Annotated in this window: 16 protein-coding genes; 9 read left to right on the forward strand and 7 right to left on the reverse strand. The window is 59.3% G+C overall.

Annotated elements, in window-relative coordinates:
- The first annotated feature begins 3 nt into the window (after nucleotides 1-3).
- The 8 genes from cydB to OIN59_RS17230 all read left to right on the forward strand — a co-directional run bounded on the left by cydB (nucleotide 4) and on the right by OIN59_RS17230 (nucleotide 5,208).
- Nucleotides 4-1,008 (forward strand): cytochrome d ubiquinol oxidase subunit II, encoded by a 1,005-nt coding sequence (gene cydB, locus OIN59_RS17195; RefSeq protein ID WP_274112288.1) that lies wholly within the window; start codon nucleotides 4-6, stop codon nucleotides 1,006-1,008.
- Entirely contained in the window at nucleotides 1,005-1,169 is a 165-nt protein-coding gene (locus tag OIN59_RS17200; RefSeq protein ID WP_274112289.1) for a DUF2474 domain-containing protein, read from the forward strand. Before cydB ends, OIN59_RS17200 begins: the two co-directional genes overlap by 4 nt.
- 76 nt (nucleotides 1,170-1,245) lie before the next feature.
- The gene (locus OIN59_RS17205; RefSeq protein ID WP_274112290.1) at nucleotides 1,246-2,577 is read left to right on the forward strand and encodes an NAD(P)/FAD-dependent oxidoreductase; all 1,332 of its coding nucleotides are present in this window, start codon (nucleotides 1,246-1,248) and stop codon (nucleotides 2,575-2,577) included.
- 39 nt (nucleotides 2,578-2,616) lie between these two features.
- Nucleotides 2,617-2,961, forward strand: a complete 345-nt coding sequence (locus OIN59_RS17210; protein WP_274112291.1) for a hypothetical protein — start codon at nucleotides 2,617-2,619, stop codon at nucleotides 2,959-2,961.
- A gap of 91 nt (nucleotides 2,962-3,052) precedes the next feature.
- On the forward strand, nucleotides 3,053-3,646 hold the full coding sequence (locus tag OIN59_RS17215) for an MBL fold metallo-hydrolase (protein WP_274112292.1): 594 nt from the start codon (nucleotides 3,053-3,055) through the stop codon (nucleotides 3,644-3,646).
- Between the two features lie 32 nt (nucleotides 3,647-3,678).
- The gene (locus OIN59_RS17220; protein WP_274112293.1) at nucleotides 3,679-4,137 is read left to right on the forward strand and encodes a group II truncated hemoglobin; all 459 of its coding nucleotides are present in this window, start codon (nucleotides 3,679-3,681) and stop codon (nucleotides 4,135-4,137) included.
- A gap of 10 nt (nucleotides 4,138-4,147) precedes the next feature.
- A complete protein-coding gene (locus OIN59_RS17225) occupies nucleotides 4,148-4,699 on the forward strand; it encodes a hypothetical protein (protein ID WP_274112294.1) in 552 nt (183 codons plus the stop codon).
- A 95-nt stretch (nucleotides 4,700-4,794) separates the two neighbouring features.
- Nucleotides 4,795-5,208 (forward strand): DsrE family protein, encoded by a 414-nt coding sequence (locus OIN59_RS17230; RefSeq protein WP_274112295.1) that lies wholly within the window; start codon nucleotides 4,795-4,797, stop codon nucleotides 5,206-5,208.
- A 78-nt stretch (nucleotides 5,209-5,286) separates the two neighbouring features.
- Here OIN59_RS17230 and OIN59_RS17235 read toward each other — a convergent pair whose 3' ends face one another.
- From OIN59_RS17235 to OIN59_RS17265, 7 genes are read right to left on the reverse strand one after another with little or no spacing between them, the layout of a single operon-like run.
- Nucleotides 5,287-6,105, reverse strand: a complete 819-nt coding sequence (locus OIN59_RS17235) for an IS5 family transposase (RefSeq protein WP_274112296.1) — start codon at nucleotides 6,103-6,105, stop codon at nucleotides 5,287-5,289.
- Nucleotides 6,106-6,129: 24 nt separating this feature from the next.
- Nucleotides 6,130-7,617 carry an efflux transporter outer membrane subunit gene (locus OIN59_RS17240; RefSeq protein WP_087756354.1) on the reverse strand — a complete coding sequence of 496 codons (1,488 nt, stop codon included), beginning with the start codon at nucleotides 7,615-7,617 and terminating at the stop codon, nucleotides 6,130-6,132.
- A complete protein-coding gene (locus OIN59_RS17245; protein WP_274112297.1) occupies nucleotides 7,604-8,077 on the reverse strand; it encodes a cytochrome c in 474 nt (157 codons plus the stop codon). The genes OIN59_RS17240 and OIN59_RS17245 overlap by 14 nt, the downstream gene beginning before the upstream one ends.
- Before the next feature lie 28 nt (nucleotides 8,078-8,105).
- Nucleotides 8,106-8,816 (reverse strand): ABC transporter ATP-binding protein, encoded by a 711-nt coding sequence (locus tag OIN59_RS17250; RefSeq protein ID WP_004393997.1) that lies wholly within the window; start codon nucleotides 8,814-8,816, stop codon nucleotides 8,106-8,108.
- A 1-nt stretch (nucleotide 8,817) separates the two neighbouring features.
- A complete protein-coding gene (locus OIN59_RS17255; protein WP_004393995.1) occupies nucleotides 8,818-10,023 on the reverse strand; it encodes an ABC transporter permease in 1,206 nt (401 codons plus the stop codon).
- Complete coding sequence (locus OIN59_RS17260) at nucleotides 10,020-11,171, reverse strand: efflux RND transporter periplasmic adaptor subunit (RefSeq protein WP_274112298.1); 1,152 nt, start codon at nucleotides 11,169-11,171, stop codon at nucleotides 10,020-10,022. Before OIN59_RS17260 ends, OIN59_RS17255 begins: the two co-directional genes overlap by 4 nt.
- Nucleotides 11,168-11,776: a TetR/AcrR family transcriptional regulator gene (locus OIN59_RS17265; RefSeq protein WP_274112299.1), complete on the reverse strand. Its 609-nt coding sequence runs from the start codon at nucleotides 11,774-11,776 to the stop codon at nucleotides 11,168-11,170. Before OIN59_RS17265 ends, OIN59_RS17260 begins: the two co-directional genes overlap by 4 nt.
- 225 nt (nucleotides 11,777-12,001) lie before the next feature.
- On the opposite strand from OIN59_RS17265, the gene OIN59_RS17270 reads away from it, so the two are divergent.
- A complete protein-coding gene (locus OIN59_RS17270; protein ID WP_274112300.1) occupies nucleotides 12,002-12,946 on the forward strand; it encodes an alpha/beta fold hydrolase in 945 nt (314 codons plus the stop codon).
- Nucleotides 12,947-13,094: the final 148 nt, after the last annotated feature.

Here is a 13,094-nt window from a genome sequence, read left to right on the forward strand (position 1 = left end):
CGTATGAACATCGATCTGACCATCATCTGGGCCCTCATCATTGTGGTGGCCGTCTTCATCTACGTGGTGCTCGACGGTTTTGACCTCGGCATCGGCATCCTGTTCAACACCTTCAAGGTGGGCCACGACCGCGATACCGCTATGAACAGCATCGCACCGGTCTGGGACGGCAACGAGACTTGGCTGGTGATGGGAGGCGGCGGGTTGCTGGCTGCCTTTCCGCTGGCCTACGGCCTGATCTTCTCCGCCCTGTACGCGCCCATCATCGCCATGCTGTTAGCCCTGGTGTTCCGCGGTGTCGCCTTCGAGTTCCGGTGGCGAGATCCGGGTCATCAGAAATTCTGGGATATGGCATTCACCGGTGGATCGTTTTTGGCCGCGTTCTCGCAGGGAGTCATCCTCGGCGCGCTGCTGCAAGGTGTGGCCATCAGCGGACGATCCTATGCGGGTGGCTGGTGGGACTGGCTCACGCCCTTCACGCTGCTCACCGGCTTGAGTCTTGTGGTGGCATACGCGCTGTTGGGTTCGACGTGGCTGGTCATGAAGGCGGAGGGTTCGCTGCAACGCCAGGCCAGATCCATGGCGTGGTGGCTGGGCGGCGCCACGCTGGCAGCTATCGTGGCCGTCAGTATCGCAACCTTGTTCCTGAGCGCCGACTATTTCAGTAAATGGCTCAACTTGCCCAACGTGTTTTGGGTGGCGCCCGTGCCGTTGATGGTTGCACTGGCCAGCCTGGCCTTTGTACGCAGCCTCAAGGCCGGCCATGAGACCGCGCCATTCCTACTCACGCTGGGAGTTTTCCTGCTGAGCTTCGTGGGCCTGTGCATCAGCGTGTTCCCGTATGTCGTGCCCGGTGCCGTGACCATCTGGGAAGCCGCAACCGACCGCAGCGGCCAGGTCTTCATGCTTTGGGGCACGGCCTTCGTGCTGCCCATGATCCTGGGCTATACCGCCTGGTCCTACTGGGTGTTCCGCGGCAAGGTCAACGCAGACGGGTACCACGCATGAAAACCCCTCTGCTGCGCTGGCCTGCCATCACCGCGAAGAGCGCCGACGAACCGCTGGCACCGCTGTGGATCCGCTTGCTCTGGATGGCCGGCATCTGGCTCGCCAGCATCGCCGTACTAACCCTCGTTGCGATGGCACTGCGCTGGGTGCTCAAGACCTAGTTCGCTCAGGTGCGGAAAAGCGATTGAGTGTCCATCAAACCTTCATCGTCAAATACCTACACATAAGGAGACAAAAATGACGAATGTTCAGATCGACCCTGCTGTTGACACCACGCGTAGGCAATGGCTGCAGGCCCTTGCAGCCGCCCCCCTCGTGGCCAGCGCCACCGCGCCGAAGTCGGCAAAAGCAGCGATCAAGACCAGCGCACGCATAGTGATTGCCGGCAGCGGCCTGGGTGGCATCGCCGTGGCCAATCGACTGACGCAACTGCTCGACGGTGGAAAGATCACCATCATCGACCGCAAGGAAGAACACAACTACCAGCCGGGATACACCCTGGTCGCATCAGGTGTTTGGCCGGTGTCCAAGGTACGTGACCGCAACGCCGACTTCCTACCTGCTGGTATCGAATGGGTGAAAGACATGGTGGCTCACTTCGATCCCGTGGCAAACACCGTCGTCACAGCGAGCGGGCAACGCATCCCCTACGACTTTCTGGTGGTGGCCACCGGCGTGCACTTGGACTATGCGCAGATTACCGGCATGGATGTGTCTGCCATTGGACGCGAAGGTCTGACCAGCGTCTACCCCAGCCCAGAGGCCGCTCAGGCCACCTGGGCAGCCATGCAGACTTTTACCGCCCGAGGTGGCAATGCCGTGATGACGCTACCCGCCACACCGCTCAAATGCGCTGGTGCGCCCCTGAAGATGACCTTCATGCTACGTGACCGACTGGCCAAGGCGGGCACCCTAGGGGCATCAAAAATTCATTTCGAGTCGGCACTGGGCAATGTATTTGGTGTCAAGGTGGTCAACGACAACGTGCTGCAACGATGGCAAGGTCTCGGCATAGATGTGGATTTCTCACGCAAACTCACCGCCATCGACATCGGTGCCCGTCGCGCCACCTTTGCGTTATCCGAGGGCGAGACAAAAGAGATGTCCTACGACTTCATCCACGTGGTTCCCCCCACGCGCGCGCCCGACGCGGTGAAGAACAGCGAGCTGGCCTGGAAGGAAGGCCCTTTTGCCACCGGTGGCTGGCTGGAGGTGGACAAGAGCACGCTGCAGCACCGCCGCTTTCCCAACGTGTTCGGCATCGGCGACATCAATGGCACGCCGCGCGGCAAGACCGCCGCCACCGTGAAGAAGAGTGCCCCGCTAGTGGCGCACAACCTGGTGGAGGTGATTGCCGGGCGCCAGGCCAACGAGAACTTTGACGGCTACACGTCCTGTCCGCTGATCACACGCGAAGGATCGGCCATGCTGATCGAGTTCGACTACGAGGGACGCCTTACACCCACGCTACCGGTGATCGAGCCTCTGCAGGATAGCTTCTTCGCATGGTTGATGAAGGTCCGCATGCTCAAGCCGGCTTACATGTCCGTTCTAAAGGGCCGGGTCTGAAATCCCTTCGGCAGAACCAACAACTCAAGGAAACCAATCATGTACGAAATCTGGCTGATGCTGAACATCCTGTGGGAAATTGCGCTTGGCGTCTGGCCCCTGCTGGTTGGGGGAGCGTTGCTTTGGCTGGCGCTTATGGGCATGGCTTGGCGAGCTACTGGCGCCCGATGGAGCGCAGGCTTTCTGCCTGCGCTGCTTACCGGAGTGGTGGTCGCCGTTGCAGCTTTCATGGTGTTGCCAGGGTCGCTGCACTCAACTCTGTCGGACATGGGCTACTGGCTCGATTGGGCCGCTCTGCTCGGGCTGGCGGCGGCCGTGGGGGGTGCTGTGTCGGCCTTTGCCTGGCCACTGCTTGTCTGGCGTCGCGGTCGCGTCCAAGCTTGAGTCTAGCCAAGGGACATCCAGCTTTCCTGACCGCAACGCCTTTACCACCGTTATGTACTTTCGAATCCTCCACGACGAGACCAGTGGCGCAATGAGCTATTTGCTTGCCGACCTGGATACTCGCGAGTGCGTACTGCTGGATGCACGCGGCTCCGATGTGGCGCTGCTCAAAGCCATGCTGCAGGAACACCATTTGCATTTGTGTTGGCTGCTACGCACCCACGAACACGACGCATTCCTTCCTTGTGAATCCGCTGCGTTGGACGCGCTCGGCGCGCCACGCATCCAGCAGGTGGTCTCTGCCAAGGCCAATCCACAGGGTTGCGAAACCAGTGCACTAATGTTTGGCAACGAACTGCTTCGAGTTATTCCTACGCCAGGCCACACAGCAGGCTGCGTGAGCTATTTATGGCGAGATCGGTTGTTCTGCGGCGATCTGCTGTCGGTCGATGCTTGCCCGCACCAACTGAGACCGGCTCTGCCAGAAGCTTTATGGGAGAGCGCTACGCGTCAGGTGTTCACCTTGCCCGGTGAAACCTTGTTGTTCTGCAGCCATGCCAAGCAAGGTCGCGCCGTATCGAACGTACTTGAACAGCGTCGCTGGCATCCCTGGTTTGGCGGATGCACGCGCGACGAGTTTCTGGCACGCGTGCGTGCACCTACGGCGGATGCCAACGCACTCTAAGCTCACTATTCGCAACAGTCCTCTCACACCATATGACATCTTTTTGCGACACTGCCAGCACCACCGCAGCCACCAGCATCTACGAGTGCTTGGGTGGCGCACCCGCCATCCAGAGACTGGTCGACCGGTTCTACAGGTTGATGGACGAGTTGCCCGAGGCGCACGCTGTGCGTCAGCTCCACCCGAGTAGCCTTTCTGGCAGCGCCGAAAGCCTGTTCAAGTTCCTCAGCGGTTGGTTCGGCGGTCCGCCCTTGTACTTGCTGGAGCGGGGTCATCCCCATCTGCGCAGACGCCATAAACCCTATGCCATCGACTCGGTGGTGCGCGACGAGTGGATGTTGTGTATGCAGCTAGCGCTTTCCGAACAAGTAGATGACTTGGCTTTGCGCGCATCCATCCAGCGTGCGTTTTCTGGTATGGCCGATCACCTGATCAACACCGACCAAGTCACTGCGTCCCGCATTGAATGCCCATCACCTTGCCATTCCTGAAATGAGCACCATGAACCTCGCATCCCAGAATCAACTCCGAAGCGCCTGGCGCACGCTCAGCGCTTACACGGTGCTTTGCGCCGTGCTGCTATCGCAGCACGGAATACTGGCTGCTGCACCACTTTCAGTGGGTTCGGCGCTTCCCGAAATGAAGTTCAAGGATCAGCATGACAAACCTGTGGTCATTCCACCTGACACCCGTTGGGTGCTGATGGCCAGCGAGAAACCCGTCAGTGACATGGTGAGCGCCGTCTTGTCGGCTGAACCCGCCGGCGTGATGACTCGCATGCGCTTGGTCTATATAGCCGATATCAGCGGCATGCCTGCACTCATCACGCGTATGTTCGCGCTGCCCAAGCTTCGAGAGCTTTCTTATTCGATCGCTCTGGTGCGCGAGGCCGATGAGGTGGCCTTTATCGCCGATTTTCCCCGCCAAACAGGTACCGCCACGTTACTGCGTCTTGAAAACGGTCGCATTTCAAGTCTCGGCGCAGTGCGCACCGCCGCCGAGCTTCGCTCGGGGCTGGGGCTTCCTCCGGCTACTTACGTTCCTGGAAACTAGCGCTGACTTCCCTGCCGCGGCTTTGAGTCCGCGTTCCCTGTTCCCTGTTCCCTGTTCCCTGTTACTTAATATTCAATCCACCTGAGTCTCCCACTATGAAGAAATCTTTCCTGATCACAGCTGTACTGATGTCAGCCGCTATTGCGGCCCAGGCCGACGAATTGTTTGTGTCCATACATTCCGGCGCACCTATGGCCCAGGGCGCAGGTCTTGTCCTTGCCGGACAGGCGCTTGAACAGAAGGTCGACGTGCGCGTGCTGCTATGTGACGCAGCTGGTGACATAGCTGTCAACGGCCAGAACATGCCCAGCTTGAAACCGCGCAACGTCACGCCGCAGCAGATGCTTCAAGGCTTGATCAAAGCGGGAGCCAAAGTAGAGGTGTGTGCCCTGTACCTGCCGAATACCGGTCGTCAGCCCGCCGACTTGCTGACAGGCGTGACAGCCGCAAAGCCCGCCGAGATCGCGGCACACCTACTCAAGCCCGGCGTACGGACACTTGCGTTCTGAAACTGCATCGGGAGGGGTACTTTGAAATATCCCTTTCGATATCTGTATGCAGCGCTTAGAGGGTGTAGAAGAAATAAATTACCCCAACCGCCCAAGCAACTGCCGAGCCTGCGCAAGCCACACCCAAGCTGCTGCATACAACGGCTTGCGCTCGTGATGCATGACCAGCCTGCGATGGCGCTCAAGCCACGCATGTGTACGCTCGACCACCCACCGCTTTGCAGGCATCGCACGCTGCTCAGGTTCAGGCCACAAGGGCTGCTGCGCATCGTTCCAGCGCGCTCGCGTGCTGGCTCGCACAATGTGCACTTGTACGCATGTGCGCTTTTCAATCTCCTGTGCGCACTGTCCCGCATAGGCGCTGTCAGCCCATAGCACTTCAATCGAATGGCCCGTTCGCGTGCATGCTTGCTGCACAGCTTGGGCTGCAGCATCTCGGTCAGCAATGCTGGCGCTGGTGACCACCACAGCCAGTACCAAGCCCAACGTATCCACCACCAGATGGCGTTTGCGGCCTTTGACCTTCTTGCCTGCGTCATACCCCAATTGCCCACCCTGGGCACTGCCACGCGTCGATTGAGAGTCGATGATCGCTGCACTGGGCTGTGCAGCGCGCTCAAGGCGTTGGCGCCATTGCTGGCGCAGGCGCTCTTGCAGCTGCTCAAAGCGTCCCTCCCGGGCCCACTTCACAAAAGCCTTTTGCACCGATTGCCACGGCGGGTAAATGCCTGGGGGCAGGCTGCGCCAAGAGGCACCCGTGCGCAGCACATAGCAGCAAGCATCGACCATTGCACGTCTGTCGTGGACAGCGGGTCTGCCGCGCGCGCCAGTGGCGGGCTCGAACAGGTCCTGAGCCAGAGCCCATTCAGCGTCACTCAGGGCTCGATTGCCGTTCATGTCCCTGTGGCGCTGGGTATAGTCTTAACTGACACCACCTCCCAGGGCCTGATATAAAGCAACACTATCGACTAGGCGTTGTGCCTGGACCGCAACCATATTGATCCGGATTGACTGTGCCTGTTGCTGCGCGATGAGCAGTTGCAGGTAGCTGGCCGCGCCCAGCCGGTATTGCCGCTCGACCGACTGCAAGGAGGCCTGTGCAGCCATATCAGCGGCAGCGAGGGCAGTCAAAGTTTGTGCATCGCTTTCCACCGCGCGCAGGGTGTCGGCGACGTTACGCAAAGACTCCAATACGACGCTCTGGTAATTGGCTACGGCGGCATCAAAAGCGGCGAGCGCCGCTCTTTTTTCAGCGGGTAGCCCTGGATTAAAAAGAGGCTGGGTGAGCTGCGCAACCAGGCCCCACACTGCCGAGCCACCACCGAACAGGGCACCGGTGGTCAGCGCCTGAGAACCAAGGTTGGCGCTCAGGTTGATCTGTGGGTAGAGCTTGGCGACAGCCACACCATAGTCTGCATTGGCCGCATGCAACAGCGCCTCTGACGCCTGGATATCCGGTCGGCGGCGCACCAGTTCTGAGGGCACGACGAGCGGCATCTCGACGGGTAGAGTGAAATCGGCCAGAGTGAAGGCCGGGATGCCACCCGTGCCTGGGGCACGACCGGCTAGCACCGCCAGTAGATGTTCGGTTTGTTGCAGTTGTTTACGCAGCGCAGGCAGTTCTGCCCGCGTTTGCTCCGCCTGAGCTTGTAGGCTCAACGCTTCATCAGGTGAGGCCTGACCGATACGCACGCGTTCATGGGCTAGGCGCAGTTGCTCATCCTGCACGCGCAAAATGGCAGTAGTGGCTTCTAGTTGCGCGGCGAGGCGTGCTCGGGTAATGGCAGCGGTTGCCATGTTGCCGGCAAGGGCCAGGCGCGCAGCATTCAGTTCGAAGCGACGGTAGTCGGCGCGAGCAGCCAAGGCTTCGAGTGCGCGCCGGTTGCCGCCAGCCAGATCGAGGTTGTAATGCACGCCAACGCTGGCGTTGTAGAGGCTGAATTGACGTGCGTCTCCGCTCAACCCTTGGCTACTGGGACTCATTTGCTGGCGCTGAGATCCCAGTGCGACATCTACCTGTGGATATTGCGTCGAGCCCGCCTGTGCGGCAAGAAGCTCCTGCGCGTGTCGCAAATTGGCGCTGATGCTCGCCAGCGTCGGGCTGACATGGAAAGCTTCGTTTATCAGTCCGTCGAGTGCGGATGAACCCAAGCTTTGCCACCATTGCGTTTCGATCGGAAGCCCTTCGACTAGACGTTGTGTTTCGCCGAACTGCGTGGGAGCGGACGCGGTTCTATCAGCCACTGGTATTGCAGTGTAGCGAGCCACATCGGGTGCGGTGGGACGCTTAAAATCAGGGCCAGCGGCGCAGCCGGCCAGACCGGCGGTGATCAGACCAGCTACCAGGTAAGTTGCCGCAAGCCGTCTTTCGAGGCTGATGGGGCGCTGGCATGTTTTAGCGTGCTCCATAAAAATGCTCCACGAAAGGTTTACGGAAAGCTTGGTGGCAGCCCAAGCAGCTTTCCTGCACGTGGGCGAATGATTGGATCACCGCCTTGCCGTCGCTGCTCGCAGCAGCCAGCTTCATGGCCAGCGCCGCCTCGTGAGTCTGCGCGTCAAAGTTTCTGAACTTGGTCGCATCAGCGCCGAGGTAAGCAAGGATGCGCATTTTTTCAGTAAGCGGTGGCTCGGGGTGTGCAGCAACTTTTGGGGCGAGCTGAACGACCTGAACCCATTCCTCCTGCGAAATCGCACCGGTAATAGCCTGCATGTTGCGCCCGAGTTCCTGCATGATCTTGCGTAGCGCCAGTGGCTCAACCTGGATAGCGTCACCAGCCCAAGCTGGCAACTGAAAACCCCATAGAAGCAGGCAGGCCGTAACGGTCAGGGTGATAGTTCCAAATACGTGGCTGTGTTTGCGGTGGGTCATGAAATTCTCCTGTAATTCAATCGTTCTCTCATTCGAACTCCCGCCCTTCGCCAGCTTCCTCATGGGTTACACCGTCGCGGATGTGGTAGATGCGCTTGAAGGTCGGGATGATCTTTTCGTCATGGGTGACGACGATGATGGCGGTCTCGAACTTCCGGGCCATGTCGTTGAGGATGCGGATTACAGCCATGGCGCGCTCGGAATCCAGCGGCGCAGTGGGTTCATCGGCCAGGATCACCGGCGGACGATTGACCAGTCCGCGCGCGATGGCGACCCGTTGCTGCTCGCCACCGGAGAGTTGCGAGGGCATTGCGCGAGCTCGGTGTTGCACATCAAGCGCTGTGAGCAATTCCAGTGCCTTCGCGCGCGACTCTCCATTCGCGACGCCTGCAAGCATCGGCAGCAGCGCCACGTTGTCGGTGACATCGAGAAACGGAATCAGGTACGGCGCCTGGAAAACGAAACCGATCTTGTCACGCCGTAAGGCGCGCAGGTCGCGGACTTTCCAGCCATCGGCGTAGATCACTTCATCGCCCAGCGTCATGCGACCGGCGGTCGGTTCGATCACCGCACCCAGACACTTGAGCAGCGTGCTCTTGCCGGACCCGGAAGGGCCGATCAGTCCCACCACTTCACCAGGTGCAACATGCATATTCACGTCTCTCAAGGCAAAGACAGCGGTGTCACCATCGCCATACCGCTTGCTTAAACTTTCGATGTGTATCCCTTTGCCACTCATCTCAACCTCCAATGGCTTCGGCCGGATCGACCTTGAGTGCCATGCGAATGGCGACGAGGCTAGCTAGAACGCATATCACGAGCACGGCAAAAAAACCGGCGACAGAATCCATTGGCGTGAGCAGGACATATTTTGGAAAAGCCGGTGCTGAAAAGGTGGCTGTGATCTTGCCGACCACGAAGCCAATCACGCCCAGGGCGAGCGCCTGCTGCATGATCATCGCGGCGATGGTTCGGTTGCGTGTGCCGATGAGCTTCAACACCGCGATCTCACGGATTTTGTCCATCGTCAGCGAATAGATGATGAAGGCAACGATGGCCGCGCTAACGATGGCCAGAATCACAAGGAACATGCCGATCTGCTTGGCCGAGGTGGCGATCAGCTTGCCGACGAGGATGTCTTCCATCTGTGCCCGGGTGTAGACCGTCAAACGCTTCCAGCGCTGGATGGATTCGGCAACCTCGTCCGGCGCATGACCAGGTTTCAGAGTGACCAGCACGGCATTGACGAACGCGTTGCTGCTCTGTGAAGCAATCACGGCATCCAGCAAACCTGGATCACCGGGTCGATTGAAGACCGGGTTGGCTTCGGTGCGACGCCGGCTTTGCCAGATGGCATCGTTGTCCTTGAGGAACTGGGCCTCCTGGGCATCTTTGAGCGGAATGAATACCATCGGGTCGCCGCTGGACGACACCATGCGCCGTGTCAGCCCCACGACGGTGTAATGATTGCGGCGAATGGCAAGACGATCTCCCAGTTTGAAGCCGGTGGCGATGTCGGCCACAGCCTCGTAGTGACCGCGCGTGATCTGGCGTCCAGCGACGAGATAAGGAGGCCATCCGGGTGTAGCCCCCAACGCACCGGGCGCGATGCCGACCACCATGGTGCGTACATCACTCTCGCCCTTGCGTACCTGCATGGTCAGGTAGGTCGCGTTCGCTGCCTGTGAGACTCCCGGCATGGCGAGAATGGCGCGATACACGTCATCGTTGAGGCTGGACGACTCCGCATAAGGACCCAGAGTATCCTTTTGCACCACCCAAAGGTCAGCGCCACTGTTGTCGAGCAACGCCTTGCCGTCGTCCACCATGCCTCGGTACACCCCAGCCATGACTAGGGTGACGCCGATCAGCAGACCCAGACCGATGCCGGTGAAGACGAATTTCCCCCAGGCATGGAGAATGTCGCGGCCGGCCAGGCTGATCATCGTGAAACTCCCGGGATATGCTCGACCACATGGATGCGGCTGCGCGCCGTCAGTGCCTTTTCGCTATAGGTCACAACCTGGTCCCCATTCTTGAGCCCTTCGCGCACCTGCACGTAACCATTGAGGTCGGAAGTGCCGAGCTTGACCGGGGAGAAATGCAGATCACCATCCACGATTTGCCAGACACCAACTTTATCGCCTTCACGCTGGACGGCAGCGTTGGGGATCAGTGGAGCGGCCGGGAGCGCCGGCAAGTCAACCGTGACTTCGGCCAGTTCACCCACTGGTGGCAAAGGTTCTGGTTTGTTATCGAATGTCACCTTGGCAAGCGTTTCCTCGGTTACCGCGTCGGCCTTGAGTTCCACCCGCAGCACGCGACCTTTCAAGGTCTGGCCACCACGCGAACGAAGGACGATACGGGTCGGCAGCTCCCCAGCCAGCCCCGATGCGCTGATCTGGTCGAAGCGCACATTGATCCACAAACTCTTGGGGTCGATCACCTCCACCACGGCCTGGCCCGCGACGATGGTCGTGCCGGGATCGGCATCGCGCACGGCGACTACACCGTCGACCGGCGCGATCAGGCGCAGATTGCTCCGCTGCGCGACGAGTCCTTCGCGGTCGGAGCGTGCCCGGGCAATATCTTCCCGAGCGGCGGATAGGGCGGCATCGGCGATCTGCAGTTCCTGCCGCTTGGTGGTGACGATTTCCTCGCTGGTCGAGCGCACCGCAAACAATTGCTCATAGCGGCGCGCCTGGGTTTGCGCGTAGGCTTGCCGGGCTTCTGCCTCGCGCAAAGCCGCTTCCGCCCGCTTGAATACCGACTCCTGTGAGCGCACCCGATCATCAAGGTCGACCGGCTCCATCTCGCCGAGCACCTGTCCGGCCTTGACCTGGTCGCCTACATGCACCTCCAGGCGTTTGACGCGCCCGGCAAACGTCGGCCCGATCTTGTAGGTGTAGCGCGCCTCCACCGTGCCGATGCCGAACAGCGCCGGTGTGATAGCCCGTGATTCCACGCTTGCCACCGTCACAGCGACCGGGGCGAGCGGCCCTGATCGCAGACCGACATAAATAAAAAGCACCAGCAAAGGAATGATGACGGCAAGCAGCGCCAGGGTGCGGCCTTGCAAGGGTAACTTTTTCATTGCGCACTCCTTATGCCACGCCGATAAATTGCAAAGACGCGCGGCGCATCGCGGTGCATACGTCCCACATCACCCGCCAACAGCGATTGCATGACCAAGCCCTGGATCGTGCCAATGAACAGCGTTGCCGCCGCCTCGTTGTCAAGCGAGGGAGACAACTCGCCGCTGGCCTTGCCGTTCTCGATGAGACGATGCAAACGTTCGCCGTAGCGCTGAATCAAGGTTTGCACCATGCGCTTGGCCGGTGTCGATTCGGCACGCTGAAGCTCACCAAACATCATTCTTGGCACGCCTGGGTGCTCAGCTACGAATTCGATATGACTCATGAACATCGCCTCCATGGCTGCCAAGGGCGACTCGATTCCTTGTGCGGATCGATCGATTCTGGCTAATAGGCGCTCTGCTACCCACTCCATGACCGCCTGCCAAATGGCTTCCTTGTTCGGGAAGTGCCGAAACAGCGCACCCTGGGTCAAGTTCATGTGTTTAGCGATAGCCGCAGTGGTTATCTCGCTTGGGTTTTGTGAACCGGCAAGCGCCACGACGGACTCGACAGTTACGGCACGACGTTCATCGGCCGGCAGATGCTTTGGATGGGTGTCCACGAGCACTCCTTGTAAGATAGTAATTGATTACTATCCTACCACAAGAGGCAACTCAAACAAGAGAAAACCCGACGTACTCGTCAATATCTAGAGTCTGCAATGGGCTTAACGTGCTTTATTTTCCGTTTTCTGAGACGTCCCCTTGTTCGTGATTCCTGCAGCCTATGTGCTGATGCGAAAGCCAAGGAGAGTGAAAACAGAGGCATCTGGAGGCTGAACGCTGCGTTGCGCAAGCTGGTGCTAGCGATAAACCAGTTGTTTCTCACTCCCAATCGCGCACGCTTGCATGCTATTTTGCGCACGGTGCAAGCGTCAGGCGTGCTAAATCTGCGGACTGACCGCCCGGAAAGAACAACAGTGGAAATTCGTAAGCGCAACAACGTGCATGTGATCGATGCAATTCGCCCGGACGTCCCCGTGCTCGTCTATGCGCACGGCTTTGGGTGTAGCCAGCATATGTGGCGACACATCACTCCGGCCTTTGAAGGTAAGTGCCACCAGGTCTTGTTCGACTACGTCGGCTGCGGCCAATCAGACTTGGCCGCCTTTGACCCCGTGAAGTACGCAAGCCTGAAAGGCTACGTGCAAGATGTGCTGGATGTGTGCGACACGTTGGGCATTGAGCGCGGAGTAAATTTTGTTGGACATTCGGTCAGTGCCAGCGTCGGCCTGCTGGCCTCCATCGAGCGACCTACACTTTTTGACCGCCTGATTCTGGTTGGCCCGTCGCCTTGCTACCTCAATCACGCACCCGATTACTTTGGAGGATTCGAGCGCAAGGATTTGGATGGCCTATTGGACCTCATGGACCAGAACTTCATGGGCTGGTCCAGCTATCTCGCACCCATTGTGGCAGGAGCGCCGCAGGCAGACAGTCTGGGCGGAGAGTTGTCCGAGAGCTTCTGCTCAACCGATCCTACGATGGCTCGTATCTTTGCGCAGGCAACCTTCTTTGCAGATAGCAGAGAGGATCTACCGCGCGTGACCCGGCCAAGTCTGATCCTGCAGCATGGCAAAGATGCATTGGCGCCCCTTTCTGTCGGGGAGTACATGCACAAGAAGCTCAGGGGCAGCACGTTGGAAGTGCTGGACGTGACCGGACACTGCGCTCACATGAGTCACCCACATCTGGTGACGGCCGCCATGCAACGATATCTCTCACTCACCTGAGCGAGACCGAGAGGGCTGGATTGTCGTGGTCAAGTTTTTTCAGACATTCCGATAGGGGAAGTTCGTTCAAGCTGAGTGAGCTGCCAAGGCCTGCTGCATCTCGTAGCTATTGGGTGACTGGTATCCCAGCGTGGAGTGCAGCCTGATA

The sequence above is a fragment of the Acidovorax benzenivorans genome (genome assembly GCF_028680575.1).
GTDB classification, from domain to species: Bacteria; Pseudomonadota; Gammaproteobacteria; order Burkholderiales; family Burkholderiaceae_C; genus Acidovorax; species Acidovorax benzenivorans.

Coding starts and splice junctions, on each gene's coding strand:
- cydB (WP_274112288.1), top strand. CDS start 4: ATGAACATCGATCTGACCATCATCTGGGCCCTCATCATTGTGGTGGCC.
- OIN59_RS17200 (WP_274112289.1), top strand. CDS start 1,005: ATGAAAACCCCTCTGCTGCGCTGGCCTGCCATCACCGCGAAGAGCGCC.
- OIN59_RS17205 (WP_274112290.1), top strand. CDS start 1,246: ATGACGAATGTTCAGATCGACCCTGCTGTTGACACCACGCGTAGGCAA.
- OIN59_RS17210 (WP_274112291.1), top strand. CDS start 2,617: ATGTACGAAATCTGGCTGATGCTGAACATCCTGTGGGAAATTGCGCTT.
- OIN59_RS17215 (WP_274112292.1), top strand. CDS start 3,053: ATGAGCTATTTGCTTGCCGACCTGGATACTCGCGAGTGCGTACTGCTG.
- OIN59_RS17220 (WP_274112293.1), top strand. CDS start 3,679: ATGACATCTTTTTGCGACACTGCCAGCACCACCGCAGCCACCAGCATC.
- OIN59_RS17225 (WP_274112294.1), top strand. CDS start 4,148: ATGAACCTCGCATCCCAGAATCAACTCCGAAGCGCCTGGCGCACGCTC.
- OIN59_RS17230 (WP_274112295.1), top strand. CDS start 4,795: ATGAAGAAATCTTTCCTGATCACAGCTGTACTGATGTCAGCCGCTATT.
- OIN59_RS17235 (WP_274112296.1), bottom strand. CDS start 6,105: ATGAACGGCAATCGAGCCCTGAGTGACGCTGAATGGGCTCTGGCTCAG.
- OIN59_RS17240 (WP_087756354.1), bottom strand. CDS start 7,617: ATGGAGCACGCTAAAACATGCCAGCGCCCCATCAGCCTCGAAAGACGG.
- OIN59_RS17245 (WP_274112297.1), bottom strand. CDS start 8,077: ATGACCCACCGCAAACACAGCCACGTATTTGGAACTATCACCCTGACC.
- OIN59_RS17250 (WP_004393997.1), bottom strand. CDS start 8,816: ATGAGTGGCAAAGGGATACACATCGAAAGTTTAAGCAAGCGGTATGGC.
- OIN59_RS17255 (WP_004393995.1), bottom strand. CDS start 10,023: ATGATCAGCCTGGCCGGCCGCGACATTCTCCATGCCTGGGGGAAATTC.
- OIN59_RS17260 (WP_274112298.1), bottom strand. CDS start 11,171: ATGAAAAAGTTACCCTTGCAAGGCCGCACCCTGGCGCTGCTTGCCGTC.